This is a genomic window from Bacillus sp. B28 (assembly GCF_029536185.1).
Taxonomy (GTDB): domain Bacteria; phylum Bacillota; class Bacilli; order Bacillales; family Bacillaceae; genus Bacillus; species Bacillus halotolerans.
Genome location: NZ_CP120511.1, coordinates 2481741 through 2508070 on the forward strand (window position 1 = coordinate 2481741; position 26330 = coordinate 2508070).

Below are 26330 nucleotides of genomic sequence, written 5' to 3' on the forward strand. Positions count from 1 at the left end.
ATCAAGGTTTTTCGACCCTATTACCGAATATTTTTACACACCTTCATATGATCATTCGGATTTCACGATCATGAAGAAACTCGGCTGCCTCGAGCCGGCTTTCTTCATGCTTTGAAATAAAGGGTAACGTGTAAAAAAACCAAAGGGCCGCCCTCCCCTTGGTTTTCTGTTAAGCCATTTACATTTCTTCGTCGATTTCGACTTCCTGGGCTTTTGTGTCAAATTGAATGCCGACGATGTGAATATTGATCTCGTTAATTGAAAGAGACGTCATATTTAATAAGGTTTGACGAATGTTTTCCTGAACGGCCGCTGCGACTTTCGGAATGGAAACGCCGAATGCGACAACACAGTAGACATCGATCGTAATTCCGTCATCCGCCAAGTCGACTTTTACGCCTTTGCCGTGGTTTACTTTGCCGAAGCGCTCGACGACCCCTGTCGCAAAGTTCCCGCGCATTTCAGCAACGCCGTCAACTTCAGAAGCTGCGATACCCGCAATCACCTCAATGACTTCCGGCGCGATCTCAACCTTACCTAAATGCGTGTCTTCATGATCCATTTTAAGCAAGCTGTTGTCTTTCATTCAATTCACCTCCGTAAAAATTATGAGCCCATTACATCATATGTTTCTAAAAACTTCGTATTAAACTCTCCGCTGACAAATGTTTCGTGTTCAAGCAGTTTGATGTGGAACGGGATTGTTGTTTCTATGCCTTCGATGACAAATTCGCTTAATGCGCGCTTCATGCGGGCGACCGCTTCATCTCTCGTTTTTCCGTATGTGATTACTTTCGCAATCATGCTGTCGTAGTACGGAGGGATGGTATAGCCCGGATACGCGGCTGAATCTACACGGACACCTAAACCGCCCGGCGGCAGATACATTTTGATTTCACCGGGTGACGGCATGAAATTTTTGCTTGGGTTTTCCGCATTAATTCGGCATTCGATGGCCCAGCCTTCAAATAGAACATCTTCTTGTTTGAGGGTGAGTTCCATTCCTGATGCGACTCTGATTTGTTCCTTAATCAGGTCTGTTCCTGTCACCATTTCTGTGACCGGGTGCTCTACTTGAATTCTTGTGTTCATTTCCATGAAGTAGTAGCGCTGTTCTCTGTAGTCATAAATAAATTCAACTGTTCCCGCGCCTGTGTAGCCAACTGCTTTTGCAGCCTTAACCGCTGCTTCACCCATCTGCTCTCTGATTTCTGAATCAAGCGCAGGAGATGGTGATTCTTCCAAAAGCTTTTGAAGGCGTCTTTGAATCGAGCAGTCGCGTTCGCCCAAATGAATGGTATTTCCATAATTATCGGCAAGCACTTGGATCTCAACATGACGAAAATCCTCTATGTATTTTTCGATGTAAACTCCAGGATTTCCAAATGCAGTTGCAGCTTCCTGCTGAGTAATCTTAATGCCGTTAATCAATTCCTCTTCGGTGCGCGCAACCCTGATTCCTTTTCCGCCTCCGCCTGCGGTGGCTTTTATAATTACAGGATACCCAATTTCATTAGCCAGCGAAACCGCTTCTTCCACATTTTCTATAATTCCTTGTGAACCTGGAACGATCGGCACGCCCGCCTGTTTCATCGTCTCCCGCGCAACGTCTTTTGTTCCCATTTTTGAAATGGCCTCAGCGCTAGGTCCGACAAACGTGACATTCACTTCTTCACATAATTCCGCGAAGTCGGCGTTTTCAGCTAAAAATCCGTATCCCGGATGAATAGCGTCTGTGCCGGTAAGCTTGGCGACACTTACGATATTTGTAACGTTTAGATAGCTGTCTTTTGATGCTTTCGGTCCGATACAAAAAGCCTCATCAGCCATTTGCACATGCAGGGCATCTTTATCAGCTTCTGAATAAACAGCGACAGTCTCAATGCCGAGCTCTTTGCAGGCTCTGATGATTCTGACAGCAATTTCTCCTCTGTTGGCGATCAATAGCTTTTTTATCATGTTAAGTCTCCTTACTCTGCTTTTACAAGAAATAGAGGTTGTCCATACTCAACCAGCTGGCCGTTTTCAACTAATACTTCAACGATTTCGCCTTTTACTTCCGCTTCGATTTCGTTGAATAGCTTCATTGCTTCCACAATGCAGACAACTGTGTTTTCATTTACTTTAGAGCCTGCAGTTACATAAGGACCGGCTTCCGGTGATGAAGAAGCATAAAATGTTCCCACCATCGGCGATTTGATTTGATGCAGGTTTTCATCTTGTTTCGGCGCCTCTTGTGCAGGTGCCGGCGCTGCTTGCTGCGCTTGCGGCTGTGCCGTTTGCGGAGCCGCTGCTTGTACAGGTGCTGCCGGTGCTTGCTGCATCACTTGCACTGTACCCGCTTCGTGTTTTTTCAGTTTTAGGGAAACACCTTCATTTTCATATACGAATTCATCAATTGAAGATTCGTCAATTGTTTTAATCAGCTCATGGATTTCTTTAATATTTAACATTCCATCGCACTCCTATGTATTGAAATTTCTTTTTATAGGTTACTACTAAAAGTACATACTATGTTTATCTTACAGGAGCGGACTTTTGAATTCAACTCTAATATGATTGGCATGCAAAAAGCCCGCGTTTCGGCGGGCGGTTGTTCATTAACTATTTGGAAGGCTCAAATGTGACAGCAACGTCTTTCATCGTTTTAATTTCTTTGGCAACAAGGTCTATGATGGCTGTAGCTTTAGATTTGGAGTGTTTGTCAGACTTGACCGTGATGTTGATTTTGTCTCCTTCCGCATTTACGAGGGCATCTTCATAGCCTTGTGTTTTAATCAGTGTTTCAAGCTGTTTTTCTGTTCCTTCCGCTTCACTGAGGGCTGTCATTTTATCATATGCTTCGCTCTTTTCCTTTGCTGTTGCATCGTCGCTGGATACGATCGCATTCAGTTCTTCCCTTTCCTTGCTTCTGGCGTCCTCTAAATCAAGGCGGTACGTTGTGAAGAGATCATCATCGGCGGTTTCGGTCACAACTGTTCCTTTTTCACTCGCTTCAGCGGAAGTTTCTTTGTCTGATGAAGAATCTTTCGTCCCCTTTGTTCCGTCTTCTTTTTCTGTTTCAGCACCGTTTTTTTCCTTTGTGTCTTCCTTGGCAGGTGTTTTTTCAGTTGCGACCTCACCGCTGTCAGACGGGCTTTTTTCACTTTGCATCTGCACCGCGTTTTTACTTTCCGGTGACATGATATAATAAACACTTAACACCACAACAAGACTGAGCATTGTTAACAGCCAAACGGTTTGTTTTTTGAGCATTTATGAATCCTCCTTTATTTTTTTAGGGGCAACCGCAACCCGGTGGCTTGGAACATCCAGGACCCGTGTCACCGCTTCAATAATGGTTTGTTTTATTTGAACGTTGTCCACTCCTTGAGCAACAACGAGTACACCGCGTATGTCAGGTTTTTTCGTTTGAACCACAACAGGGGTTTCTTTATCCCCATTCCTGATCATGACGATTTCTTCCTCTGATGTTTGATCCGTCACACTTCTAGTTCCGCCTTCTTTGTCTGTTTCTTCAGTTGTTGTATTTTTGCTTGATTTGTTTTTTTCATAAACCTTCAGTGACGTTGCGTCTACATTGACCACAACCGAGACATCCTCCACGCCGATAATGGTTTCAAGAATTTCTTTCAGCTGGTTTTCATATTCTTTTTCATAATCGCCAATAGAGTTTTTAGGATCATCAGATTTAGAGGCTTTAAACACTTCAGCTGTTTTCTCTTTGCTGTCCGCCGAATCAGCTGATGCCGGTGCTGTTATCGTCTGGGCGTTTTCCGTTTTCTCCGGTGAAGAAAAGAGCTGGCTGACAAGCATAAAGGAGACGCCGAGAACAAAAACGAACAGAAAGTAATGATATTTGGTCAGCTTCGGTTTTTCGCCGTCCTTCGATTGCCCCGGAAGAAACTGCTTTTTCAATACGTTCCATAATCCGTTTTTATTCATTGCCGATCCTCTCCCCGCCTTCCATATGAACCGTAATTTTCTCACTGCCGATTTCCCAAATGTCCGCAAGCTTTGTCTCAATCTGTTTAGCTTCTTTTTGTTCCGCTTTTTCTTTCGTGACGTATGCATGATCCGTATTAATGTCGATCGGCGCGACCGTTTGGACCGTTTTTTCAGAAGACGGGGCCATATACACGCTGATTGTTTTGATATCCTCTTCTGAATCTACTTTTTCTCCTGCCGTGATCTTGATTTGGTCTACTTTATATTCGTCATGACTGAACATCTCCTCCGCTTTCTTTTTTAGTTGGACAGCCATTTCTTCTAAAATATATGCGCGCTGGGAAGCTTGTATTTCTATTTTTTTTGAATTGATCTGATTTTTTATTTCGGCAGATTCCGATTGCCCGTTTTTTGTGAGGTATTCAAAGATGACTTCGGGGTCTGTTTTGAAAAGCTTAAAGATTGGAGTAAGCATGACGACGATCAGCAGCAGGCTGACTACCATTTTTGCGTACTTTTGCATGCTGGAGCTCGGCAGCAGCATATCAATGACGATTGCAAATAGGATAAATAAGACGATGCTGGTAAGCCATTCAGTTAAAAAACTCATCCGTCAGCCTCCTTTATTTCATCATCATCGTGAGGTTTCCGGCAGTAATAATGACGGTAAGGCTTAAAAAAAACATGAGAGACACAATAGCGAGAGCCGCAAAAATATAAATGACGCTTTTGCTGATGACATCGAGACAGGTAATGACCGGACCGCCGCCGAGCGGCTGGAGAATCGCGGCTGCCAGCTTGTAAATAAAAGCGAGAGAAAGCACTTTGATTGCCGGGAAAGCCGCAATACAAATCAAAATGGCGACACCCAGGATTCCCACCGTATTTTTCAGCAATAAGGAAGCGCTGATCACTGTATCCGTTGCGTCAGTAAACATTCTTCCAAGAACAGGAATGAAGTTACCGGTAATAAACTTAGCCGTCCTGAGCGTAATGCCGTCTGTCACTGCCGCCGAGGCACCCTGCACAGAAATGACGCCGAGAAACACAGTGAGAAAGACTGCCAGCGCTCCGATGGCAATATTTCTGAGAAGATTGGACAGCTGCGTTACTTTGTATTGTTCAGTCATTGTACTGACGATGCTCAGAATCGCTGATAAGAAAATCAGCGGCATGACGATATTTTGAATCAGCAGACCGCTCGTATTCATTAGAAAGAGAATAACAGGATGAAAGAAGGCCGCAGATACAGCTCCTCCAGAAGAAGCCAAAAGCGCCAGCAGGAGAGGAATGAGAGCCAAAATAAAACTGGTCATCGTCTGAATCGCCTCTGTCGCATAATTGATCGCTACATGAAAGCTGTTCAGTGCAAGGATAATCAGCACCATATAAACAATTGCGTAGGCAACCTTGCTGACTGTGCTTTGCTGAAATGCATTTTGCAGAAGCTGAAGAATGACGCAAAAAATCGTCAGCAAAATCAACGTGCCGAGAAGCTTTCCATTGGCAAGCACTTCATGAAACAAATAAGAAAAGAGAGCCTTCAGCCATTCTTGCGGTGAAAAAGATTTATCGCCGTTTATAAACTCAAGCAAACTTCCTTTTTGACTTTCCGGCAGAAGCCCGCCGTACTCCGTCATTATGTCATTCCAAAATTCACCGATCTTGTCTGTTTCAAGCGACTCTGCCGTTTTTTCAGCCAATTGCTCCGGCGTTTCGGTATGTTCTTCTGTTTGGACCGAATCGTCTGCTGCTTGTACAATTTCTGTGCAGCCGAATACGAGCAGCACTGCAAGAACCAACGCCCATCGAAAACGCTTCAATCTGCCGCCTCCTTTCGGTTATGACATGGAAGGTATAAGTCCAAGAATCGTTTCAATAATCACGGTTAAAATAGGAACAGCCATAACGAGAATCAGAATTTTCCCCGCCAATTCTATTTTCGAGGCGATGGCCCCTTGACCGGCATCCTTGGTGAGCTGCGCCCCGAATTCAGCAATATAGGCGATTCCGATAATCTTTAAAATCGTTTCAACATATACCATGTTGACATTGGCGTTAACGGCTATTTTTTCAATCATTCTGATAATGTCGTAGATTTGATCTACCAAATAGAGAAAAATAACACATCCGGCAAATACGACAATTAAAAAGGCAAATGTCGGCTTTTGTTCTTTTACGATCAAAGAAAGGAAGGTGGCGATCAGCCCTAAACCTACAATTTGAACAATGTCAATCTGTAAGCCCCCCTATCCTTGAAATAAAAACACAGCTTTTATCTTTTTAAAGAGGTCATCCACAATGGTGGCGACCATAAATAAAATATAGATAAAACCTAACAGCGTCACCCACTGGGCGTATTCTTTTTTTCCCATCTGATCCAAAATCGTGTGTAAAAAAGCGACCACGATTCCCACTCCGGCGATTTGAAAAATGACATTAACGTCTACTCCCATTTTATTTTTGCTCCCCTCACGTTTACATCAATAGAAGAATGAGTAACAAGCCCGCTAAAAAGCCTAAACTTTTTATCATCTTTTCATTTTTCGCTTGTGCCTGCTCAGCATCCGCTTCCGATGCCTCTAAGTGTGTAAGTGCCAGCTTGATATGTTTTTGCTGTGAGATTCGATCGTGAATCCCAAGCGTCTCGCCGAATTGCTTCAGCACATCATATTCGGCTTTTTTCAGTGACATGTTGTCCCACACTTTTTTTAAGCTTTGCTCCCATGCCGTTTTAGCGGAATCACTGCCTTTCTCCAGCTGTTCGCTAAAACTGAGAAACAGAGCCGAAACAGGCTGTGCAAGCTGTTTTGCGATCTGCTGTGAAGCGGTATGAAGCGGTGTATGGCCGTACATAATTTCCGCCTCGAGAGATTGGAGCGCCGCACGCAGCTGACGGATTTGCCTTGGCCGTTCTGTATAAATTTTCGCCGTCTCGAAACCTGTCCATGTTGTCGCAGCTACAATGAATACAGCGCCTAACAGCTTCAGCATGTTTTCACGTCCCTCGTTCCCGAAAGCACGTTTCCGTCTTTGTCATAAATACGGCTTACCGTGCCCGGTCCCTTCGTTCTGGATAATTCCAAATAGCGGTCAAAGGCTTTTTCTTCCCACAGACGCTTTAATGAAGGCCGCTTCATCAGATCAGAAATACTCCAGCCATGCGCGGATACAATGACCGAAACACCGGCATGCAGCGCCTCGAGAAGTGCTTCTGTATCCTCCGTTCTTCCGATTTCATCAACGATTATCACCTCGGGACTCATTGACCGGATCATCATCATCAGCCCCTCAGCCTTCGGACAGGCATCTAACACGTCAATTCTCTGTCCGAATTGATGCTGCGGAATGCCGCGCAGGCACCCGGCAATTTCCGACCGTTCATCGACAATGCCTGTCTTTACGGGCGGAATCCGGTTCTTGCCGCTGCTCGCCAGTCTGGCAAGATCCCGAAGCAGCGTTGTTTTACCGGTTTGCGGCGGACCGATAATCAATGTATTCAGCCAGCCGTTTTGATGCAGATAAGGCAGCAGCGGTTCTGCAATACCAAGCTTTTGCCGGGCAATTCGTATATTAAAAGACGCAATGTCGCGGAGGCCCTTCACCCCTCCGTTTTCTGTAATGACTCTGCCTGCAAGTCCGACTCTGTGGCCGCCCCTGATGGTGACATACCCTTTCTTCAGCTCTTCTTCGAGCGTATACATACTATAATTGCTCAGCCGGCTGAGGATCAGGTGGGCATCCTCGGCCGTGCCCGCATAGGACAAAAAAAGAGGTTGTCCTTTTCGTATCAGTTCAACAGGGCGGTTAACCCGAATTCTGATTTCTTCGATTTCCAGCCATTGATGTTCCGGTATTTCAGAAAGGGCATTTTTCATGGATTCAGGGAGAACGTCAGCAATTTCATTCAACAGAGTCTCCTCCTTTCTACCGATCGGCTTCTTTAAAATGTATGATGCGAGGCAGACTTTATGACAAGCCTCTCTTTATTTGTGGACACCCGCTAAAATCAACACGACACCCGTAAAAATCAAGATCAGTTTTGCATATGACAGCTGCCCGGCAATTTGGTAGATTCCCACAGTCATGGTGATGATAAAAATCAGCGGACCGACAATAGCAAGAATGCTGTTGACCACAACCGCTTTGCGGACATCATTTGTCACAAGCATCACAATCGCGGCCGTCAGCTCAATCATGGAGGATAAAACTCGCAATCCGGCCATTGTCAAAACAGTAGAATTAATATTTCCAAGAAAAAATTTCATAGCACTCTCCCAACCTCCCATTTTTTTATATGATATGCTCTAGCTGTCGGAAGTAGTCTTGCCATTTTCGTATAAAAGAAAGATTCTGTTTTTGCGCACAAAAAAAGCCTGCTCCCAATTGGGAACAGGCCTCTTTTTTCTCCTTACGCTCTTGAAACGTAGGAACCATCTGATGTGTTGACTACAAGAGTGTCGCCTTCATTGACAAAGAACGGCACGTTTACAACAAGACCAGTTTCGGTTTTCGCAGGTTTTGTACCGCCTGATGCCGTATCACCTTTAATACCAGGTTCAGTCTCTACCACTTTCAGCTCAACCGTGTTCGGAAGTTCGATACCGAGTGTTTCATCTTGGTACATCATGATGTGTACAGACATATTTTCAAGCAGATACTTTAATTCCTCTTCAATTTGAGTTTCACTCAGTTCAAGCTGTTCATAAGAACTTGTATCCATGAATACGTGCTGATCTCCGTTTGCATATAAGTATTGCATTGTTTTTGTTTCGATTTGCGCTTTTGCCACTTTTTCACCAGCACGGAATGTTTTTTCCTGAATCGCGCCAGTACGCAGGTTGCGAAGTTTAGAACGGACAAATGCCGCACCTTTACCCGGTTTTACGTGCTGGAAGTCAACGACGCGCCAAATGCCGCCATCCACTTCGATTGTTAATCCTGTACGGAAATCGTTTACTGAAATCATGTTTAATGTCCTCCTATATTCCAATCACAAAATAATGAGTTCTTTTGGGGAATGGGTAATTGTCCGGTTGCCGTTTTCTGTCATCACGATGTCATCTTCAATTCGGACACCGCCTGTTTCTGGTATGTAAATGCCCGGCTCCACTGTAACCACCATGCCCGGTTCAAGGATAGCTGAAGATCTGACGGACAGCCCCGGCGACTCATGAACTTCCATGCCGAGCCCATGCCCGGTTGAATGGCCGAAGTACTCGCCGTAGCCTTTTGCAGCGATATGATCCCTTGTCAGGGCGTCAGCCTCTTTGCCTGTCATGCCCGGCTTAATATGTTCGACGCCGAGTGCCTGAGCATCAAATACGACCTGATAAATTTCTTTCAATTGATCACTAGGCTGGCCTACAGCGACCGTTCGGGTAATGTCAGAACAATATCCTTTATAGTAAGCGCCAAAATCCAGCGTAACAAGATCCCCGCTTTCAATCAGTTTGTCACTTGCCACTCCATGGGGAAGGCTTGACCGAAGGCCCGAGGCGACAATCATATCAAAAGAAGAGCTGTCCGCTCCTTGGCTTCTCATATAAAACTCCAATTCATTGGCAACAGCTATTTCAGAAATGCCGGGTTTCATAAACGTCAAGATATGGCTGAAAGCATCATCTGCAATCTTCGCAGCTTCCTCTAATATCTTAATCTCTTCATTAGACTTAATCAAGCGCAACTTTTCCACGGATTCAGCCACAGGCACTAATTCAGCCTCACTGATAATCGCGTTGTAAGACGCGTATGTGCCGTAGGTCATACTGTTTTGTTCAAAACCGAGGCGTTTGATGCCGAACTTTTCAATTGTGTCGGCAGTGGTTTGAATCAGGCTGCCGCCGTGCTCAATGATTTCAAAGCCCTTTACCTGAACCTTGGCCTGCTCCGTATAACGGAAATCCGTAATAAACGCAGCCCTGTCTCCGGATATGACAGCTAAGCCCGCTGACCCTGTAAAACCGGTCATATAGCGCAAATTGATGCTGCTTGTAATCAGCATTCCGTCTATCCCCAGCTGTTCGAACAAGTTTCTTAATTTCTCAAGTTTCATCTTTATTCTCCCCCTTGCCGGCTTAATAAATAGCGAACAGCAAGCTTGTAGCCTTCAGATCCGAGGCCGACAATCTGCCCTTTCGCAACAGGAGCGATCACTGACTGATGCCTGAATTCTTCTCTGGCGTATAAATTTGATAAATGCACCTCAACCACAGGAGGGCTGATGCTTGAAACAGCATCCCTGATGGCATAGCTGTAATGGCTCAGCGCGCCCGGATTCAAAACAATTCCGTCATATTGTTCCTCAGCCTCGTGTATGGCGTCTATCAAATCGCCTTCATGATTAGACTGGAAAAAAGTAAGCTGAATATGTAAGGCTTCAGCAAATTGAAAAAGATCTGTTTCAATATCTGTCAGTGTGTGACGCCCAAATACATCCGGCTCACGCTTCCCCAGCCGATTGACATTCGGGCCGTTCAAAATCAAAAAATGAGGCACATGGCTCTCTCCTTTTCGCGAGGGTTTCTCATGTAAAAAATGTTCACTTCTCGTGAACATTTTATCATAACAAAAAAGGATAATACACTATTCTCTCTGTGTTCCCAGCGCACGTGCCAGCTTTTCCGAGTTCAGCTCATTATATTCAAATGAAATTGAATATCCGACAAACAGACCGTAAAGCAGATAGATGCAGATCGTTGTAATAATCGTATCTGATTTCAATTCAGTTACGGCGCGCACATCCTGGAAAATCGGATTAAACACAAAAAACACGAGCAGCCAAAGCAGCAAGCCGTATAACATACCAGGCCACATCGTTTTCAAGCGTTTCAAGAGAAGATAATAAAGAAACGCCCCGCCAATCGAAATGATGCCAATCACAATGATGCTGATAATCGTTCCTAAACCATGTTTTTTCCACTCTCCGAGTACAAACGGCTGCAATATCATATTGGGGCTGATTTCGGAAAAATGAAATAAGTAGGCGATATAACCGACGAAACTCCATAATACGCCTCCGCAAAAACCCGTCGCCGCTACCCTGCCGCCCATTGGCACCGGCGGTCCCTGATCCTCTTTTGTTTGTTCGTTTTGATCTGTATTTTTTTCACTAGTCATAACGGCCACCTCCTTGTTAAAGTGTGCCCAAAAAATGAAATGTCAATAAAAAAGCTCACACATTTTGACAGCAGCGAGTAAAATTTGAAAATAACGGGTATACTGCATGTAGAAAAAGCAAGGCTCTGGCAAATTTTCAGCCCGTCAATCTAGAGGTTTCGCGCTGTTTCCTGTACAATAGAGTGAAAGGAAATAGTTAGCAATCCTAAAGAAATAGGCAGGTTGATGAATATGTCAAAACATAAAATTCCGCCCGCTTACGGCGGGCAGGCGGTTGTGGAAGGCGTTATGTTTGGCGGAAAACACAATTACGTTACGGCCATACGAAGAACAGACGGAAGCATTGATTTCTTCAAGCTTCCGCGGAAACACAATCCGAAGCTGAACATGGTGAAAAAAATACCATTTATAAGAGGGATCGCTGCTATTATTGAAGCGAGCGCTAACGGCACAAAGCATTTGAATTTCTCGAGTGAACGCTACGGACTTGATCCGTCTGAGGACGAGACGCTTAAGGAAGAAAAAAAAACCTCGGGGCTGTCAATGTATCTCAGCCTTGCAGTGATCGGCGTCTTATCATTTTTGTTCAGTAAATTCGTATTTACATTGGTTCCTGTTTTCTTAGCTGAACTGACAAGACCGGTTTTTCCAACGGACACAGCGCAAATCGCAGTTGAAAGTCTATTCAAACTGATTTTGCTGCTCGGTTATATTTATTTTTTATCCATGACACCGCTGATTAAAAGAGTGTTTCAATATCATGGAGCCGAACATAAGGTCATAAACTGTTATGAACAGAATTTGCCAATTACTGTAGAGAACGTTCAAAATCAATCACGGCTTCATTACCGCTGCGGGTCCAGCTTTATTTTATTTACCATTATTGTCGGTATGTTTGTATACTTGCTTGTTCCGACAGATCCGCTTTGGTTGCGTGTTATAGATCGTGTCGCTCTCATACCGGTTGTACTTGGGATTTCCTTTGAAGTGCTGCAGCTGACAAATAAAGTGCGTGATATTCCCGGTTTGAAATGTCTCGGGTACCCGGGCCTCTGGCTTCAGCTGTTAACGACGAAAGAACCTAAGGATGACCAAGTAGAAGTTGCAATCGAAAGCTTTAACGAGCTTCTCAGACTCGAAGAAAGATCTGAACAAAAAGAGCAGCCTTCTCACAACGTCATCTAATATCCGTTGCCCTGCTATTACTTTCGGAGGTGGACAGTTATGAATCATCGTGTACAACCTATTATTGCTGTATTAATTGCGCTGGGAGCGTTCGGTTTCCTCTATGTGCTGGTAACCAATCCCGGAGAAATGGCAAAAATGGCGATAACCGTCATCTTGGCAGGTATCATTATTTATTTTATTGTGAAATATGTAATGAAGCGAAATACTGGCAGTGAAGGAGCGGCTTTTAAAAAAGCGGCCAAACAATCGCGGCGCCGGCTGAAAGAACAAAAAGCAAAGCACCGCGCCGGGCATAAAGGCCGAGTGAGCCATCTGCGAAGCGTTCCGAGCGCCAGCAAACCTAAGCCGATGATTCTCAAGAAAAAAAGCCAGACGCAGCTGACTGTCATAGAAGGCAAAAAAAATAAAAAGAAAAACAGAGCGCTTTTTTAATAGGTCCACTGCTTTAAAAACTGCTCTGTCCGACTTTTACCTAGCTCAATCAGGGCTAGTTTTTTTTGTTGTGTTAAATGAAATTCGGTCGCCATCACGTTGTCAACCGGAAGAAAAATGATATTTTGCTCATAGCGTGACGCGATATGTCTTGCGTCATGCGCATCCTTCATCGTTTCAAACAGAGCGCCAAACAGTTCAAAAGCGTTTCCGATATTTTTTTTCGGCCGCTCCCTTTCATTCGGCGCAAGCGTCACACCGATAACAGGTCGTTTTCTTTCTTTAGAAAACAGCCATATGGGAAAATTGCTTAAAACGCCCCCATCCACTACGGTGGCAGTTCCTGTATCTGTTTTTAATTTTATTGGTTCAAAAAAATAGGGAATGCTGCAGCTCATTCTTACCGCTCTGGCAACCGGAAACATATCCGGATTTAACCCGTAGCGGACCAAGTCATCCGGCAGCACGATCATTGTACCGTTTGTCAGATCCGAAGCGATGAGCCGCAAAGAGCCTTTTTTCAAATCGCCAAAGACGCGTACGCCTTTCGCTCTTAAAAGGTCGGCGATCCACTTTTCTAATGTGTCTCCTTTAAACAAGCCCAAACGCCAGTAAATGGACACCCATTGGAGCATTTTTAAGGGGAGAAATGAGTATCGCTGGTCCAGCAGCCTCTCTCCGTCCACTTCTTCAATCAAAGCGTGAATTTCCTTGCTTGAATAACCTGATGCAATAAAAGCGGCAATAACGGCGCCGGCGCTTGTGCCGGCAAGCCGTGCAAAGCGGAAGCCTTTTTCCTCAAGCGCTTCATAAGCGCCGGCAAGCGCCACGCCTTTTACCCCTCCGCCAGAAAACACACCGTCAATATACATCCCATACCCTCCCCCTCCATCCAATGGTTTACTATCATTTTAAGAAAAAACGCGAAGAAATAGACCAATGAATGAAGCAGGGCGCATTTCATCAAAAAAAGGCGGCCTCCTTTGAGGCCCGCCTTTTTACTGATTATGATGTTCTGTTTTCTTTTGGATTGATTTCAGCTCTTTTTTACGCGCATCGTCTTCTTCAAAATATTGAACAAGATCACCGATGCGATCAATGCTGTTCCAGCTTAAATGATGCTCGATTCCTTCGACATCGTTATATATTTTCTCTTCATCAACACCAATGATTCTTAAAAACTGCTCAAGCAATTCATGTCTGTATACTAGCCGTTTGCCTATTTTCTTTCCTTTAGACGTTAGCACGAGACCGCGATATTTTTCATAAATTAAATATTCGTCTTTATCTAGTTTTTGAACCATTTTTGTTACAGAGGAGGGGTGGACTGCCAATGCTTCCGCGATATCAGAAACCCTTGCATATCCTTTTTCTTCAATCAGCATATAAATCTGTTCAATATAATCTTCCATACTTGGTGTCGTCATCGAAACCCTCCCAAAAAGCACCTTAACTTTATAAATCATTACAAGTTTACACTAATGAACTTGAAAAAACAAGGATGCTCTGCAGGCCAAAAAGCCCTTTTTACCGCTTATAATTCCATTCATCAGAAGCATATTTTGTTTCTGCCAAGTCCTGAACAAAATCAACCTCTTCCTGGGATAATTCGTACGGCTCCAAGTGAATATTCAAACCGGTTTCAAATCCGGATTTAAAAGCCTTGCGTGCATCCTCCATCGTCACCGGGTGATCGGTGAGTTCATTAATCGCAACCGCTTTATTTTTAAAATTGCGCTGCATCCGCTCTCTGACTCTTTCACTCGGATACAAAAACAGATCAAACAGCTTGTCCTCATCCAAATCAAGCAGAATGGAGCCGTGCTGAAGAATGACGCCTTTTTGTCTCGTTTGCGCGCTTCCCGCCACCTTGCGTCCCTCGACAACGAGCTCATACCAGGACGGCGCATCAAAACAAACGGAAGAGCGCGGGTTCTTTAAGCTTTCTTTTTCTTTTTCGGTTCTCGGAATGGCAAAATAAGCGTCCAGACCAAGATTTCTAAAGCCTTGGAGTATGCCTTCTGAAATAACCCGATATGCCTCGGTTACAGTCGCCGGCATTTCCGGATGATCCTCAGAAACGATTACACTGTATGTCAATTCCTGATCGTGGAGCACCCCTCTTCCTCCGGTCGGTCGTCTGACAAATCCAAGATTATACTTATGTACTGCTTCAAAATTGATTTCCTTTTTAATATTTTGAAAATAACCTACAGAAAGCGTCGCCGGATTCCAGCCGTAAAAACGGATGACCGGAGGAATTTTCTTTTCACTGTGCCAATATAAAAGCGCTTCATCAAGCGCCATATTGAAAGCCGGGCTTGCATTTCCTGAGTCTATAAACCGCCAAGTTTCTTTTTCCATTTTGAGACCTTCCTTACCGTTTTAATAGAATCAGTTTAACAAACTGCCGGGAAAATGAAAAATATTTTAGTTCCATTATGGATGACAATCGCGCCGTGCTTTACTATAATAGTATTTGTCGAAAACGTCTCTATGCCCTTGTTTAAAGAAGCAGGGTTTTGATTTTATACGTTAAAGGAGTAGAATCACATTGTCTAATATGATCGTTTTAATTATTTTTGCTGCGTTTATCGTCTATATGATTGCTTCATATGTCTATCAGCAGCGAATTATGAAAACACTTTCGGAAGAAGAATTCCGCGCTGGTTACCGCAAAGCGCAGCTTATCGATGTTCGTGAACCGAATGAATTTGATGGCGGACATATTTTAGGCGCCCGCAACATTCCGCTTTCTCAGCTGAAACAGAGAAAAAATGAAATCCGGCCGGACAAGCCTGTCTATCTGTACTGCCAGAACAGTGTCCGCAGCGGACGCGCGGCACAAACCCTGCGCAAAAACGGCTGCACTGAGATTTATAACCTTAAGGGCGGCTTTAAAAAATGGGGCGGAAAAATCAAAGCCAAAAATTAAAAAAACAGCTGTCTGATATCAGACAGCTGTTTTTTATTTTACAAGTTCGCTGCTTACGTTTTTCTCGTATCTAAGTACAGGCTGTCTCGCTGCTTTTGTTTCATCCATTCTTTTGACGATTGTTGTATGCGGAGCCTCCTGAACGAGCTCCGGAGTTTCCTCTGCTTCTTTCGCAATTTGGATCATAGCATCAATAAACGCATCCAGCGTTTCCTTGGATTCTGTCTCTGTCGGCTCAATCATGATGCACTCCTCAACATTAAGCGGGAAATAAATTGTAGGCGGATGATAGCCGAAATCGAGCAGCCGTTTTGCAATATCCAGCGTACGCACCCCAAGCTTTTTCTGGCGTTTCCCTGACAATACAAATTCGTGCTTGCAATGGCGGTCAAACGGCAGATCGTAATAAGGGGCAAGCTTTCTCATCATATAGTTGGCGTTCAGCACCGCGTTTTCAGTAACGGCCTTTAACCCGTCCGGGCCCATAGAGCGAATATACGTATACGCTCTGACATTGATGCCGAAGTTGCCGTAATAAGGCTTAACACGGCCGATCGCGTGAGGGCGGTCATAGTCAAAAGTAAACCGGCCTTCTTTTTTGATTAAAACGGGTTTTGGCAGATAAGGAATCAGATCTTCTTTTACGCCAACCGGACCTGAACCTGGACCGCCTCCGCCGTGAGGCCCTGTAAAGGTTTTATGCAAATTAAGATGCACCACATCAAATCCCATATCACCGGGTCTCGCTTTACTTAACACGGCATTTAAATTAGCGCCGTCATAATACAGCTTTCCTCCGGCTTGGTGAACGATTTCCGCCATCTCGGTGATCTGCTCCTCAAATAATCCGAGTGTATTCGGATTCGTCAGCATAAGAGCTGCGGTTTCTTCATTCACCGCTCTTTTTAAATCCTCTAAATCAACAAGCCCGTTTTCATTCGATTTCACCGTCACCGTTTCAAAACCGGCAACTGTTGCAGACGCAGGATTTGTCCCATGAGCTGAATCGGGGACAATGACCTTTGTCCGTTTCATATCTCCGCGCGCCTCATGATAAGCGCGGATCATCATCAGTCCCGTCCATTCGCCATGCGCCCCCGCCGCGGGCTGAAGCGTGACCTCATCCATTCCCGTAATTTCCTCGAGATGCTTGCTTAAGTCATATAAAAGCTCCAAAGCGCCTTGCACTGTGTCTTCGTCCTGAAGAGGATGGATCGCGGCAAAACCGGGAATCCGCGCGATTTTTTCATTCAATTTCGGATTGTATTTCATTGTGCAGGAACCGAGCGGATAAAAGCCCGAATCAACCCCGTGGTTCCGTCTGGACAATGCTGTGTAATGCCGCATAATATCCAGCTCAGAAACCTCCGGCAGCTCTGCGTCCTCATCCCGGATATAGCTGTCTGACAAGAGGTCCTCCACTTCCATTTCCGGTACGTCAAGCTCCGGCAGACTGTAGCCGACACGGCCTTCTCTTGAAAGCTCAAAAATAAGTGCCTGATCCTGATTATTCATGGCGATCCCCCAATTCCTGAATGAGTGCATCAATTTCTTCTTTTGTTCTCAGCTCTGTTACGGCAATAAGCATATGGCGGTCAAGCTCCGGATACGTCAGACCCAAATCGTAGCCGCCGATGATCCCTTTTGTCAGCAATCTTTGATTTACCGATTTCACAGGTTCATCTAGTTTGATAACGAATTCGTTAAACATCGGCCCGTCAAACATTACGGTGAGCCCCGCTTTTTTCGCTTCTTGCTTAGCATAATTAGCTTTTAAGAGATTTTGGCGGGCGATTTCTTTTACGCCGTTTTTCCCGAGAGCCGTCATGGCGACGGAAGCGGCCAGTGCGTTTAAAGCCTGGTTCGAGCAGATGTTTGACGTCGCCTTATCCCTGCGAATATGCTGCTCTCTGGCTTGTAAGGTAAGCACAAAACCTCTTTTTCCGTTTTCATCCTCCGTTTGTCCGACGAGGCGGCCCGGCACCTTTCTCATTAATTTTTTCGTGACCGCAAAAAATCCGCAATGGGGTCCGCCGTATGCGGAAGGAATCCCGAATGGCTGTGCGTCGCCAACCACAATATCGGCCTGAAAAGCGCCCGGCGGGGTCAGAAGTCCCAATGCAAGCGGATTGGCTGAGACAATAAACATGGATTTTCCCTGATGAGCGATCGGCTCAATATCCTTCAACGGCTCAATCAGACCAAAAAAGTTCGGGTACTGCACAATGACCGCCGCCGTATCGTCACAAACGGTTTCGCGCAAAGCATCAAGATCAGTCACTCCATTTGCGGCAGGGACTTCAACAACTTCAATATACTGTCCTTTTGCATATGTTTTCAGCACTTCTCTCGATTCAGGGTGCACGGTTGTTGACACCACAATTTTTTTCTTTTTCGTATGTCCGGAGGCAAGCATCGCAGCTTCCGCCAAGGCTGTTCCGCCATCATACATAGAAGAGTTGCTGATATCCATGCCAGTTAATTCACAAATCATCGTTTGAAACTCGAAAATCGCCTGAAGCTCCCCTTGAGAAATTTCCGGCTGATATGGTGTATAAGCTGTATAAAACTCAGACCTTGAAATGACATGATCCACAATAACCGGCTGATAATGATCATATACACCGGCGCCTAAGAAAGATGCGTATTGAACGGTATCACAGTTTTTAGACGCCAGCTTTGTCAGTTCTTTTGTTAATTCTGTTTCTGATTTTGCCTTTTTGATTTGATACTCTTTTTTAAATCTGACGTTCTCCGGTATATCGGCGAATAAATCATCGATCGTGTTTGCGCCGATGGCATCAAGCATTTCCTGTTTATCCTTTTCTGTCGCGGGCAAATAGCGGTGCTTCATGTGTTGACCCCTCTCCAAAGAAAAATTTTTAGCGTTTATAAAATGGTGTTTTAACTACCTTTGCTTTCACTAATTTTTTGCGAATCTCCACTTCTACAACAGTTCCGATCTCACTCGCTCCAGCATCAACCAAGGCAAGGCCCACGTTTTTCCCCAATGTCGGTGACTGGGTGCCTGTTGTCACCTTTCCGACGGATTTGCCGCTTTGAAACACTTCATATCCGTGTCTCGGTATTCCTTTTTCAATCATTTCAAGACCGACGAGCTTTCGTTTGGCCCCGTTTTCTTTCTGTTCACTCAATACAGACTTCCCGAAAAAATCAGATTCTTTTTTGTGTTTTACGGCAAAGCCTATACCTGCTTCAACCGGCGTGATATCCCGAGTCAGCTCCTGGCCATAGAGCGGGAGCTTCGCTTCAAATCTGAGTGTATCACGCGCCCCTAGCCCGCATGGCATAAGCCCGTGTTCTTCACCCGCTTCAATGATTTGTTTCCAAATTCGGACGGCGTCATCAGCACGGCAGTAAATTTCGAACCCGTCTTCACCCGTATAGCCGGTGCGCGAAATGAGTGCTTTGCAGCCGCTGATATCAGCTTCATCAATAAATGCAAATGGTTTTAAAGCAGACATATCTGAAGCTGTCAGATTTTTTAAAATTGTTTCTGCCTTCGGTCCCTGCACGGCCAAAAGCGCAATCTGATCTGACAAATTGTCAATCTGGACATCTCCTGCTGCGTGTTCTTTGAGCCAAGCAAGATCTTTATCTATATTTGAAGCATTTATGACAAGCAAATAGCGGTTTTCAGCTTTTTGATAGATGAGTAAATCATCAACGGTGCCGCCATCCGGATAGCACATCGCGGTATATTGCGCACGGCCGGTTTTTAACGCGGATACATCATTTGTCATCAGCTTTTGTAAAAAAGATAAGCTGTCATCCCCTGTGATTTCGACTTCCCCCATATGAGATACATCAAACAGCCCGGCTGCTGTTCGGACAGCCTCATGCTCTTTTTTGATTGAAGAAAATTGAACAGGAAGCTCCCAGCCTCCGAAATCAATCGTTTTCCCTCCATATTCCTTATACAATTCAAATAACGGTGTTCTTTTCAGCATCAAATTCCTCCCCTTTTTCAACGGCGCAGCTAAAAAAACATACAAAAAAGGACAGAGAAACACCTCATATTAAATGAAGGTTCTCTGTCCTGGCACCTGAAAGTTTACTTTGCAATAGCAAAGACGTCCCCTTTGGTGGCTTGCGCATTTCACACAAACACTCTCCAGAGTTGCGTCGAGCAAGAGTTCTTTTGCCTGAGAGATTCACTCCGCAGTTTGCTCCTTCGGCGCCTGTATCCCGGTTTTCTCGGTCAGGTCTCTCCCCTTGCTGTCATTCGCTCATATTTTCATGCTGTTATGGACATACTATAGCAATATCTTACATCAAATACATACTCATATCCTACCATCATCACTATATGCTGGGCAACAGCAATTTGGGCGGATTTTTCTTATATTGTTCATTTTAAAAATTGAAGAATATGAAAGGCGGTTTCACAGCAATGAATGCAGAAATCACATATGATACAAAATGGCCCGAAGAATTTGCCGAAAGACTGAAAAACGACGGTCCGTGGTCAAACTGGGAGCTGTACAAGCTTTCATCAGAAATCCAGGAAACATTGGCGATTCCTGAATTTGAAGGCTTGCGGGCCCCATTATATCTCCCTTCCTTCACGCCGCTTCCCCATCAGCTTGAGGTTGCGCAGAAGGTTGTTGAAAAAATGAACGGAAAAGCGATTTTAGCAGATGAAGTGGGGCTCGGCAAAACTGTTGAAGCGGGACTGATTCTAAAAGAATATATGATTCGCGGGTTAGCCAAAAAAATTCTGATCCTTGTGCCAGCTTCTCTTGTTTCGCAGTGGGTGAAAGAGCTTCAGGAAAAATTTTTGATTCCGGCTGTTGAGCAAAAGAAGAGCTATGTGTGGGAGCAGTGCGATATCGTCGTGTCCTCCATCGATACTGCAAAGCGCTCGCCCCACCGGGAAATTGTGCTGTCAATCCCATATGATCTCGTCATTATTGATGAGGCCCACAAGCTGAAAAATAGCAAAACAAAGAACTATGAATTTGTCCGGAATCTTGTGAAAAAATACTGCCTGCTGCTGACTGCGACGCCAATCCAAAACCGTGTTGAAGAAATTTTCAATTTGGTTTCCTTATTAAAGCCTGGTCATTTAGGCAATCAGAATCACTTTCAAGAAATGTTTTCTAAAAAGAAATCCAGCTTAGAAGCACATGATCATTTAAAAGATCTAGTGAATAAAGTCATGATTCGCAACAGGCGGCATGACACCGGGCTGAATTGGAAGCAGCGCCGCGTCGAAACAGTGCCGATTGAATTTTCTCCATCAGAGCAGGCGCTTTACGATGAGATTTCCCGCCTGAAAGAAAGCATTAACAAACCGGCCAGCATGTTCTCCATTATGACACTCCAAAGAGAATGCTGTTCAAGCAGGGAAGCTGTGTACATGACACTGAAAAAAATGCTCGACCAAAAAGAAAAACAGGCACCAGCCATTGATGAACACACCATTTCTATATTAATGGACCGCATCAATCAAGTGACGCAAAATTCTAAAGCGAATCAAGTCGTCGATCTGATTAAAAAGATAGACGATAAAGTCATTATTTTTACAGAATACCGTGCCACTCAAATTTACCTGCAATGGTTTCTTCAGCAACACGGCATCAGCTCTGTGCCGTTCAGAGGCGGATTTAAACGCGGGAAAAAAGACTGGATGAAGGACCTTTTCCGCGGGAAGGTTCAAGTGCTGATTGCAACTGAAGCGGGCGGCGAAGGGATCAACCTGCAGTTTTGCAATCACATGATTAACTATGATTTGCCATGGAATCCGATGCGGCTTGAACAAAGAATCGGAAGAATCCACAGGCTCGGGCAGGAACGTGACGTCCATATTTATAACATGGCTACCAAACATACAGTGGAAGAGCATATTTTAAAGCTTTTATATGAAAAAATTCATTTATTTGAAAAAGTGGTCGGCGAGCTTGATGACATTTTAACAAAAATTCAAGTCAACAATTTTGAAGAGCACCTGCACGATATTTTGTACCATTCGGCAACCGAAGAAGAAATGAAAATTAAAATGGACAACTTAACCTCATTTTTATCTTATAAAAAACAGCAGCCCGCTGAAAAAAGAGGTTCTTAGCCGCAAGGAGGTTTTACAAGTGAGACAGCAAGAGGTTCACCAATTTCTGCTTCGTTTTTTCCAGGCAAACAGCTGTCCGATCATCGACCAAGGCCCCGGTTACATGACGGTTCAGCTTACAGTTGAAATGGACAAACAGATCATGAATCGGCCTTTTTACTGGCACTGGCGCGAGAAGACCGGCGGCGACCCGAATCCGATGAAAATAACGTTCATTACAGATAAGGAATCAGCTCCAAAAGACCTAGATGGCGAATTTATTTATTTCGGGGCGCCGCGCCTGTTTCAAATATTTAAAGCAGTTAAACAAAATGGGAGATTTACCAGAATGTATGAGAAAATTGAATCAGCCGGAGCGAAAATTCCGCTTCAGCCTTGGCTTGGTATAAATGTCATGATTTCATACCAGTCCGACATGAAAAAGGATAAGCTATTATCACTAGGTCTTCACCTTGTCTCTGGAGCCATGATTGAAGATTTTCAAAGTAAGCTCGTACAGCTTTCATTGACATCACAAATATGTGACTATTGTTTCACCATATCGCCTATGATCAAACCTGAAAGCGGTCTTAAGCGGATGGAGAGCTATATTACCCAAGCCGCTAGACAAGAACCGTCAGACTGGGCAGAGCAGGCGGTAAACAGGTGGCAAAACGATATGAAATTGCTTGATCAGTTTTATGAGCATACAGAAGAAAAACCAGAAGAGTACCAACTTGAAAAACAAGCGTTAAAAGCCTTGTATCAACCAAAGATATCAGTTCAGATCGAAAATGGCGGATTATTTTTTCTGCAAAATAATATTTCGAGCTAACTTTTTTCAGATTCGACATCGTTCTCGTTTTTTTTGGAAAAATGCTATTATAATAAAGGTATATTGGAAAAAAATTCTGGCTATTCAATTGGCAAATGACTTCCAGAGACCACAGAAGGCGTACAATGGTCATGGCCGGACTGGCTGAAATACATAAACAAGTATTTTAGGAGGAGAAACTGCATGAAAAATGCAAAACAAGAGCACTTCGAATTAGATCAAGAATGGGTTGAATTAATGATGGAAGCCAGAGAAGCAAATATCAGCCCTGAGGAAATACGCAAATATTTACTTTTAAACAAAAAGTCTGCTCATCCTGGTCCGGCAGCCAGAAGTCATACCATAAATCCTTTCTGAATGTGCTATAATATCACAAGGAAGGTGATGACATTGATTGGCCAGCGTATTAAACAATACCGTAAAGAAAAAGGCTACTCACTATCAGAACTAGCAGAAAAAGCTGGGGTAGCGAAGTCTTATTTAAGCTCAATAGAACGAAATCTACAAACGAACCCCTCCATTCAATTTCTCGAAAAAGTCTCCGCTGTTCTGGACGTCTCGGTTCATACTTTGCTTGATGAAAAACATGAAACCGAATACGATGGTCAATTAGATAGTGAATGGGAGAAATTGGTTCGCGATGCGATGACATCTGGGGTATCGAAAAAACAATTTCGTGAATTTTTAGATTATCAAAAATGGAGAAAGTCCCAAAAAGAGGAGTAGTGCCTGAGCAGAGGCACTTACTCCTCTTTTGTCAATGAACATAAGAATGGCTCAGTACGCATGTACTGGGCCACCTCTTTTTCTATTAATGTTTATCCTCGCTATGCGCTTTTTCATTTTCTTTAATGTAACCGTCTTTATCAGTATGTTCCTTTTTGATTGTCAAGCCACTCCACTGTGTTGCTTCAAATGAGAATTGAAGCTGTAATGAGTTGCCTTGATATTTATTTTGAACCATTTGTCCCTTTTCATCTTTTGTTTTATCGTCTTTAAATTGAATTTCCATTTTAACCTGGTCAAAATCAGTCGGTGTTTTAGGAACACCGTCATATTCAGGAGCGGTTTTACCGTCAATTGTCGCTATATTGACTTTTCCGCTTGCGTTTAAGAATTTAGGATCAATTTGTTTTTTAATTTTTTCAGTCGCCGCAGCATCATTCTTAGAGGACATTAAATATAAGTCTTTAAGGTTGGCATCATCTAAAATGATGTTTTTCGGATAGCCATTGCCTCCCTCTTTGCCGACTGTCAATAATGTAACCTCAAACTGGCTGAGAAAATCTTCTGGGGATGTATTACTTCCGCCGTTTGCTTTAAATTCTCCATAATTCAGCGCCATTAATACCTCTTTGATCGCAAGTGAGCCGTTATTTTCGAATTGGAAATCTTTCGTCAATTTATCTCCCGGCTTTAGATTTGATAAGTTGACACTGGCTGAATTTTCTTTCGCTGCTAAATCAAGCGTACCTGATGCAAAAGTAGCATCCGTTGATTTAATGTCGTTAAATGCTGCCCATGTTCCTCCTCCTACTAAAGCTAACCCTAGTGCTGCTGATGCAACTCCTAAACTCAATTTCTTTTTCATACCCATGGTAAACTCCCCTTTTATTGAATGATTATATTATCGAAACCTGTTGCCAGGTTTACAACTGATGTTAAGTGGACATCGTATTGTCCTTTGTCTCTGTTTCCAAGGCTTTCGTCTTTCTTTCAATCTCTCTGATCGCACTGCTGATTGTCACAAAAGAGTAGATCAGCAGCATAACGCCAGGAACAATCAGTAAAATAGCAGTGCCGATCGGCTGACTGGCAAAATGAAGCATGTAGCCGGCATAAGGAAGCTGAAAACCTGTATATTGCGCGCGGACATTTTCATCCGACACAGGCGCAGAATCAGCTGCGGCGTTATTATCCCCTTTTGTTTGGAATAACAAATGATCGCCTTGCTTTTTCATATCAATAATTCTATGGGTCACCGCTGTGTCTGCATCCTGCATAAATGTGATCACGTCGCCCTTTTGGAGCTCTTTCACATCTGTGATTTCTTTAACGAGAATTAATGAGCCCGTTTTAAATTCAGGGTCCATTGAGCCAGACAGTACTGATTTCAGCGTGTATCCGAACACTGCCGGCTCTCCCCCGGATGAACGTGTTGATATGACAACTAGCGTTAACACAATAATCAGAGTAAAGATGATTACGTAAAGGATATTACTGATCAGCTTTAATGCTTTTTTCATCCTCTTCCCCGCTTTCCTTCTGAACTGGTTGATTTTCTTTGTCTTCATTTACGGCTTTGTCGGCTGTTTTTTCTTTATCTGTCTTGTCTTTTCTGTCACTGTCTGCTTGATTGTGCTGATTTTTCACAGCCGGCTGACTTTCCTTTTTCGGTGCTGTCGGTTTTTCGTCACACTTCACAATTGTCATTGGTTCCGACCACTCAGACTTGCTGCCGTCCGCCGGATAGCCGGCCGGTTTATATACTTTAAACGCATAAATGCCGGGTTTCACTTTTTTATTTGTTTCAATTTTGTAAAGTGATTCGCCTATTTGGGTGGAAACGTATCCTTTATCTATTACGCTCCCGTCTTTTAGCGGTTTGCGGGTGTTTGCCAGTTTATGAAGCTCCCACTTCCATTTCGATTTCTTAAGTTTCTGGCCTCTGTTTTCCAGCTCGGCAAATAGACGAACAGGGGAACAGACAGTACCTTTTGTATCTGTTTGATTCACCACGTGTAAATCACTTTGGTCCCACCGTTTATCATAATGACAGTTTTTATCTGTATGCTGAAAGTTCTCACACGTTTGAAGCGAAACATCAAAGTTTTCAATATCATAAAAAGCAGCGCTTGTATCTCCGGTAAATTGTAAGCATATAGCGGCTGTCAGACTGAATATGGCTGAAAGCTGAAAAACAAGCAGCACTCTTAATTTTGTCTTAGCCTTATGCTGATTGCGGAACAATCGAAACATACCTTACCCCCTGTAAAACACTGTAACTTGATGTGACAGTCGTTCTCTTTTAAGAACCGCACAAACTGAGTATAATCAACGATTGAAGGATTTAAAAACACCAAAATCCGCCATTTTGTTCGTTTAAAAGAATGTTTTCATCATATTGCATAGCCTTACTCAATATTGCTCACCTTTTTAAGTTTTTAGAATTTTTTGGGATTGTTATGTGAGAAATTAAACGCATATCCGGTTAACATTTGGCAATAATAAACAACAAAGAAAGGGTGACGGCTTATGATCAAACAATGTGTGATTTGTCTGTCTCTTCTCGGTTTCGGCACCAGTGCCGCTCAAGCAGAAGAAGGGCCGCTTGTAACCGCCCGACACATGTCAAAATGGGAAGAGCTTGCTGTAAAAGAAGCAAAAAAAAGGTACCCGCTCGCACAGGTACTGGTTAAACAAAAAGTTTGGGACCGCAAAAGAAAAGACGAAGCTGTGAAACAATATCATTTAACCCTGAGAGAAGGCTCAAAGGAATTCGGCGTGTTTGTCACAATTTCTTTCGATCCTCATAGTCAAAAGGTGAATAAAATTGCAATTTTAGAAGAATATCAATAAGGTCCTCCATGTGAAGGACCTTGCTCGTTATATTGGCACAATTTATTTTTTTCTTTTCAGCCATAGCCTAAAACCATAAGGTAAAATACCGAACCAATGCTGAGAAGCAGGCGTTTTTGTTTCTTTTCGAACCTCTTTTCGTTCTTTTCGCTCATCTTTTGGAGTGTCTATATATTTCACAAATTGCTGAGTCATATATTTGACATAATCATTCGTTTTCACGTGAT

The 26330-nt window shown here is 43.8% G+C and carries 34 protein-coding genes and 1 riboswitch; of the genes, 8 read left to right on the forward strand and 26 right to left on the reverse strand.

Going from position 1 to position 26330, the window contains the following annotated elements; all coding sequences use genetic code 11:
• Positions 1-178: 178 nt before the first annotated feature.
• The 16 genes from yqhY to P3L57_RS12265 form a co-directional block, all read right to left on the reverse strand.
• On the reverse strand, positions 179-586 hold the full coding sequence (gene yqhY / locus P3L57_RS12190; protein WP_010334891.1) for a fatty acid biosynthesis protein YqhY: 408 nt from the start codon (positions 584-586) through the stop codon (positions 179-181).
• Between the two features lie 20 nt (positions 587-606).
• On the reverse strand, positions 607-1959 hold the full coding sequence (accC, locus tag P3L57_RS12195) for an acetyl-CoA carboxylase biotin carboxylase subunit (RefSeq protein WP_059293619.1): 1353 nt from the start codon (positions 1957-1959) through the stop codon (positions 607-609).
• An 11-nt stretch (positions 1960-1970) separates the two neighbouring features.
• Complete coding sequence (gene accB / locus P3L57_RS12200; protein WP_024122015.1) at positions 1971-2453, reverse strand: acetyl-CoA carboxylase biotin carboxyl carrier protein; 483 nt, start codon at positions 2451-2453, stop codon at positions 1971-1973.
• Between the two features lie 151 nt (positions 2454-2604).
• Positions 2605-3255: a stage III sporulation ratchet engulfment protein SpoIIIAH gene (gene spoIIIAH / locus P3L57_RS12205; RefSeq protein ID WP_024122016.1), complete on the reverse strand. Its 651-nt coding sequence runs from the start codon at positions 3253-3255 to the stop codon at positions 2605-2607.
• Positions 3256-3945 carry a stage III sporulation protein AG gene (gene spoIIIAG, locus P3L57_RS12210; RefSeq protein ID WP_010334895.1) on the reverse strand — a complete coding sequence of 230 codons (690 nt, stop codon included), beginning with the start codon at positions 3943-3945 and terminating at the stop codon, positions 3256-3258.
• Positions 3938-4558: a stage III sporulation protein AF gene (gene spoIIIAF, locus P3L57_RS12215; RefSeq protein WP_044154638.1), complete on the reverse strand. Its 621-nt coding sequence runs from the start codon at positions 4556-4558 to the stop codon at positions 3938-3940. The genes spoIIIAG and spoIIIAF overlap by 8 nt, the downstream gene beginning before the upstream one ends.
• Before the next feature lie 13 nt (positions 4559-4571).
• Positions 4572-5771, reverse strand: coding sequence for a stage III sporulation protein AE (gene spoIIIAE, locus P3L57_RS12220; RefSeq protein WP_069487194.1), 1200 nt, complete (start codon positions 5769-5771; stop codon positions 4572-4574).
• An 18-nt stretch (positions 5772-5789) separates the two neighbouring features.
• Positions 5790-6185, reverse strand: a complete 396-nt coding sequence (spoIIIAD, locus tag P3L57_RS12225; RefSeq protein WP_081638335.1) for a stage III sporulation protein AD — start codon at positions 6183-6185, stop codon at positions 5790-5792.
• A gap of 12 nt (positions 6186-6197) precedes the next feature.
• A complete protein-coding gene (gene spoIIIAC / locus P3L57_RS12230) occupies positions 6198-6404 on the reverse strand; it encodes a stage III sporulation protein AC (protein ID WP_003153142.1) in 207 nt (68 codons plus the stop codon).
• A gap of 22 nt (positions 6405-6426) precedes the next feature.
• The gene (gene spoIIIAB, locus P3L57_RS12235) at positions 6427-6942 is read right to left on the reverse strand and encodes a stage III sporulation protein SpoIIIAB (RefSeq protein ID WP_024122020.1); all 516 of its coding nucleotides are present in this window, start codon (positions 6940-6942) and stop codon (positions 6427-6429) included.
• Positions 6936-7859 carry a stage III sporulation protein AA gene (gene spoIIIAA, locus P3L57_RS12240; RefSeq protein WP_044154635.1) on the reverse strand — a complete coding sequence of 308 codons (924 nt, stop codon included), beginning with the start codon at positions 7857-7859 and terminating at the stop codon, positions 6936-6938. Before spoIIIAA ends, spoIIIAB begins: the two co-directional genes overlap by 7 nt.
• A 75-nt stretch (positions 7860-7934) precedes the next feature.
• The gene (locus P3L57_RS12245; protein WP_010334901.1) at positions 7935-8216 is read right to left on the reverse strand and encodes a YqhV family protein; all 282 of its coding nucleotides are present in this window, start codon (positions 8214-8216) and stop codon (positions 7935-7937) included.
• A 143-nt stretch (positions 8217-8359) separates the two neighbouring features.
• Positions 8360-8917 carry an elongation factor P gene (gene efp, locus P3L57_RS12250; RefSeq protein WP_024122022.1) on the reverse strand — a complete coding sequence of 186 codons (558 nt, stop codon included), beginning with the start codon at positions 8915-8917 and terminating at the stop codon, positions 8360-8362.
• Between the two features lie 24 nt (positions 8918-8941).
• Positions 8942-10003, reverse strand: a complete 1062-nt coding sequence (papA, locus tag P3L57_RS12255) for an aminopeptidase PapA (RefSeq protein WP_069487193.1) — start codon at positions 10001-10003, stop codon at positions 8942-8944.
• Between the two features lie 2 nt (positions 10004-10005).
• Positions 10006-10446, reverse strand: a complete 441-nt coding sequence (gene aroQ, locus P3L57_RS12260; RefSeq protein ID WP_024122024.1) for a type II 3-dehydroquinate dehydratase — start codon at positions 10444-10446, stop codon at positions 10006-10008.
• Positions 10447-10533: 87 nt separating this feature from the next.
• Positions 10534-11067 carry a YqhR family membrane protein gene (locus P3L57_RS12265; RefSeq protein WP_069487192.1) on the reverse strand — a complete coding sequence of 178 codons (534 nt, stop codon included), beginning with the start codon at positions 11065-11067 and terminating at the stop codon, positions 10534-10536.
• A gap of 231 nt (positions 11068-11298) precedes the next feature.
• On the opposite strand from P3L57_RS12265, the gene P3L57_RS12270 reads away from it, so the two are divergent.
• Complete coding sequence (locus P3L57_RS12270) at positions 11299-12252, forward strand: DUF1385 domain-containing protein (RefSeq protein ID WP_069487191.1); 954 nt, start codon at positions 11299-11301, stop codon at positions 12250-12252.
• A 39-nt stretch (positions 12253-12291) separates the two neighbouring features.
• A complete protein-coding gene (locus tag P3L57_RS12275; RefSeq protein WP_044154629.1) occupies positions 12292-12687 on the forward strand; it encodes an SA1362 family protein in 396 nt (131 codons plus the stop codon).
• Here the strand turns inward: P3L57_RS12275 and P3L57_RS12280 are convergent.
• The 3 genes from P3L57_RS12280 to lipM form a co-directional block, all read right to left on the reverse strand.
• On the reverse strand, positions 12684-13559 hold the full coding sequence (locus P3L57_RS12280) for a patatin-like phospholipase family protein (RefSeq protein ID WP_024122028.1): 876 nt from the start codon (positions 13557-13559) through the stop codon (positions 12684-12686). The two genes, P3L57_RS12275 and P3L57_RS12280, sit on opposite strands and share 4 nt — an antisense overlap.
• Before the next feature lie 126 nt (positions 13560-13685).
• Complete coding sequence (gene mntR, locus P3L57_RS12285; protein WP_010334908.1) at positions 13686-14114, reverse strand: transcriptional regulator MntR; 429 nt, start codon at positions 14112-14114, stop codon at positions 13686-13688.
• Between the two features lie 100 nt (positions 14115-14214).
• Positions 14215-15051 carry an octanoyltransferase LipM gene (gene lipM, locus P3L57_RS12290; protein ID WP_069487190.1) on the reverse strand — a complete coding sequence of 279 codons (837 nt, stop codon included), beginning with the start codon at positions 15049-15051 and terminating at the stop codon, positions 14215-14217.
• Between the two features lie 190 nt (positions 15052-15241).
• On the opposite strand from lipM, the gene P3L57_RS12295 reads away from it, so the two are divergent.
• Positions 15242-15622, forward strand: coding sequence for a rhodanese-like domain-containing protein (locus P3L57_RS12295; protein WP_024122030.1), 381 nt, complete (start codon positions 15242-15244; stop codon positions 15620-15622).
• 33 nt (positions 15623-15655) lie between these two features.
• Here the strand turns inward: P3L57_RS12295 and gcvPB are convergent, their stop codons facing one another.
• From gcvPB to gcvT, 3 genes are read right to left on the reverse strand one after another with little or no spacing between them, the layout of a single operon-like run.
• Positions 15656-17137, reverse strand: a complete 1482-nt coding sequence (gene gcvPB / locus P3L57_RS12300) for an aminomethyl-transferring glycine dehydrogenase subunit GcvPB (protein WP_044154625.1) — start codon at positions 17135-17137, stop codon at positions 15656-15658.
• Positions 17130-18476: an aminomethyl-transferring glycine dehydrogenase subunit GcvPA gene (gene gcvPA, locus P3L57_RS12305; protein WP_069487189.1), complete on the reverse strand. Its 1347-nt coding sequence runs from the start codon at positions 18474-18476 to the stop codon at positions 17130-17132. Before gcvPA ends, gcvPB begins: the two co-directional genes overlap by 8 nt.
• A gap of 28 nt (positions 18477-18504) precedes the next feature.
• A complete protein-coding gene (gene gcvT / locus P3L57_RS12310) occupies positions 18505-19593 on the reverse strand; it encodes a glycine cleavage system aminomethyltransferase GcvT (protein ID WP_069487188.1) in 1089 nt (362 codons plus the stop codon).
• A 173-nt stretch (positions 19594-19766) separates the two neighbouring features.
• A riboswitch (glycine riboswitch) is annotated at positions 19767-19868 on the reverse strand.
• A 168-nt stretch (positions 19869-20036) separates the two neighbouring features.
• Here gcvT and P3L57_RS12315 point away from each other — a divergent pair.
• The 4 genes from P3L57_RS12315 to sinR all read left to right on the forward strand — a co-directional run bounded on the left by P3L57_RS12315 (position 20037) and on the right by sinR (position 23250).
• Positions 20037-21710 carry a DEAD/DEAH box helicase gene (locus tag P3L57_RS12315; protein ID WP_059293610.1) on the forward strand — a complete coding sequence of 558 codons (1674 nt, stop codon included), beginning with the start codon at positions 20037-20039 and terminating at the stop codon, positions 21708-21710.
• A gap of 19 nt (positions 21711-21729) precedes the next feature.
• Positions 21730-22524: a YqhG family protein gene (locus P3L57_RS12320; protein WP_044154602.1), complete on the forward strand. Its 795-nt coding sequence runs from the start codon at positions 21730-21732 to the stop codon at positions 22522-22524.
• A 183-nt stretch (positions 22525-22707) separates the two neighbouring features.
• Entirely contained in the window at positions 22708-22881 is a 174-nt protein-coding gene (gene sinI / locus P3L57_RS12325) for an anti-repressor SinI (RefSeq protein ID WP_024122036.1), read from the forward strand.
• Between the two features lie 33 nt (positions 22882-22914).
• Complete coding sequence (gene sinR, locus P3L57_RS12330) at positions 22915-23250, forward strand: transcriptional regulator SinR (protein ID WP_003226345.1); 336 nt, start codon at positions 22915-22917, stop codon at positions 23248-23250.
• Positions 23251-23335: 85 nt separating this feature from the next.
• Here sinR and tasA read toward each other — a convergent pair whose 3' ends face one another.
• From tasA to tapA, 3 genes are all read right to left on the reverse strand, one after another.
• Entirely contained in the window at positions 23336-24121 is a 786-nt protein-coding gene (tasA, locus tag P3L57_RS12335) for a biofilm matrix protein TasA (RefSeq protein WP_059293609.1), read from the reverse strand.
• A 64-nt stretch (positions 24122-24185) separates the two neighbouring features.
• Positions 24186-24770 (reverse strand): signal peptidase I SipW, encoded by a 585-nt coding sequence (gene sipW / locus P3L57_RS12340; RefSeq protein WP_059293608.1) that lies wholly within the window; start codon positions 24768-24770, stop codon positions 24186-24188.
• Entirely contained in the window at positions 24742-25503 is a 762-nt protein-coding gene (tapA, locus tag P3L57_RS12345; protein WP_069487187.1) for an amyloid fiber anchoring/assembly protein TapA, read from the reverse strand. Before tapA ends, sipW begins: the two co-directional genes overlap by 29 nt.
• 276 nt (positions 25504-25779) lie before the next feature.
• Between tapA and P3L57_RS12350 the strand changes: the two genes are divergently transcribed.
• A complete protein-coding gene (locus P3L57_RS12350; protein ID WP_024122040.1) occupies positions 25780-26103 on the forward strand; it encodes a YqzG/YhdC family protein in 324 nt (107 codons plus the stop codon).
• Between the two features lie 42 nt (positions 26104-26145).
• Here P3L57_RS12350 and P3L57_RS12355 read toward each other — a convergent pair whose 3' ends face one another.
• Positions 26146-26325 carry a YqzE family protein gene (locus P3L57_RS12355; protein ID WP_003236949.1) on the reverse strand — a complete coding sequence of 60 codons (180 nt, stop codon included), beginning with the start codon at positions 26323-26325 and terminating at the stop codon, positions 26146-26148.
• Positions 26326-26330: the final 5 nt, after the last annotated feature.

Coding starts and splice junctions, on each gene's coding strand:
- yqhY (WP_010334891.1), bottom strand. CDS start 586: ATGAAAGACAACAGCTTGCTTAAAATGGATCATGAAGACACGCATTTA.
- accC (WP_059293619.1), bottom strand. CDS start 1,959: ATGATAAAAAAGCTATTGATCGCCAACAGAGGAGAAATTGCTGTCAGA.
- accB (WP_024122015.1), bottom strand. CDS start 2,453: ATGTTAAATATTAAAGAAATCCATGAGCTGATTAAAACAATTGACGAA.
- spoIIIAH (WP_024122016.1), bottom strand. CDS start 3,255: ATGCTCAAAAAACAAACCGTTTGGCTGTTAACAATGCTCAGTCTTGTT.
- spoIIIAG (WP_010334895.1), bottom strand. CDS start 3,945: ATGAATAAAAACGGATTATGGAACGTATTGAAAAAGCAGTTTCTTCCG.
- spoIIIAF (WP_044154638.1), bottom strand. CDS start 4,558: ATGAGTTTTTTAACTGAATGGCTTACCAGCATCGTCTTATTTATCCTA.
- spoIIIAC (WP_003153142.1), bottom strand. CDS start 6,404: ATGGGAGTAGACGTTAATGTCATTTTTCAAATCGCCGGAGTGGGAATC.
- spoIIIAB (WP_024122020.1), bottom strand. CDS start 6,942: ATGCTGAAGCTGTTAGGCGCTGTATTCATTGTAGCTGCGACAACATGG.
- P3L57_RS12245 (WP_010334901.1), bottom strand. CDS start 8,216: ATGAAATTTTTTCTTGGAAATATTAATTCTACTGTTTTGACAATGGCC.
- efp (WP_024122022.1), bottom strand. CDS start 8,917: ATGATTTCAGTAAACGATTTCCGTACAGGATTAACAATCGAAGTGGAT.
- papA (WP_069487193.1), bottom strand. CDS start 10,003: ATGAAACTTGAGAAATTAAGAAACTTGTTCGAACAGCTGGGGATAGAC.
- P3L57_RS12265 (WP_069487192.1), bottom strand. CDS start 11,067: ATGACTAGTGAAAAAAATACAGATCAAAACGAACAAACAAAAGAGGAT.
- P3L57_RS12270 (WP_069487191.1), top strand. CDS start 11,299: ATGTCAAAACATAAAATTCCGCCCGCTTACGGCGGGCAGGCGGTTGTG.
- P3L57_RS12275 (WP_044154629.1), top strand. CDS start 12,292: ATGAATCATCGTGTACAACCTATTATTGCTGTATTAATTGCGCTGGGA.
- P3L57_RS12280 (WP_024122028.1), bottom strand. CDS start 13,559: ATGTATATTGACGGTGTGTTTTCTGGCGGAGGGGTAAAAGGCGTGGCG.
- mntR (WP_010334908.1), bottom strand. CDS start 14,114: ATGACGACACCAAGTATGGAAGATTATATTGAACAGATTTATATGCTG.
- lipM (WP_069487190.1), bottom strand. CDS start 15,051: ATGGAAAAAGAAACTTGGCGGTTTATAGACTCAGGAAATGCAAGCCCG.
- gcvPB (WP_044154625.1), bottom strand. CDS start 17,137: ATGAATAATCAGGATCAGGCACTTATTTTTGAGCTTTCAAGAGAAGGC.
- gcvPA (WP_069487189.1), bottom strand. CDS start 18,476: ATGAAGCACCGCTATTTGCCCGCGACAGAAAAGGATAAACAGGAAATG.
- gcvT (WP_069487188.1), bottom strand. CDS start 19,593: ATGCTGAAAAGAACACCGTTATTTGAATTGTATAAGGAATATGGAGGG.
- P3L57_RS12315 (WP_059293610.1), top strand. CDS start 20,037: ATGAATGCAGAAATCACATATGATACAAAATGGCCCGAAGAATTTGCC.
- sinI (WP_024122036.1), top strand. CDS start 22,708: ATGAAAAATGCAAAACAAGAGCACTTCGAATTAGATCAAGAATGGGTT.
- tasA (WP_059293609.1), bottom strand. CDS start 24,121: ATGGGTATGAAAAAGAAATTGAGTTTAGGAGTTGCATCAGCAGCACTA.
- sipW (WP_059293608.1), bottom strand. CDS start 24,770: ATGAAAAAAGCATTAAAGCTGATCAGTAATATCCTTTACGTAATCATC.
- tapA (WP_069487187.1), bottom strand. CDS start 25,503: ATGTTTCGATTGTTCCGCAATCAGCATAAGGCTAAGACAAAATTAAGA.
- P3L57_RS12350 (WP_024122040.1), top strand. CDS start 25,780: ATGATCAAACAATGTGTGATTTGTCTGTCTCTTCTCGGTTTCGGCACC.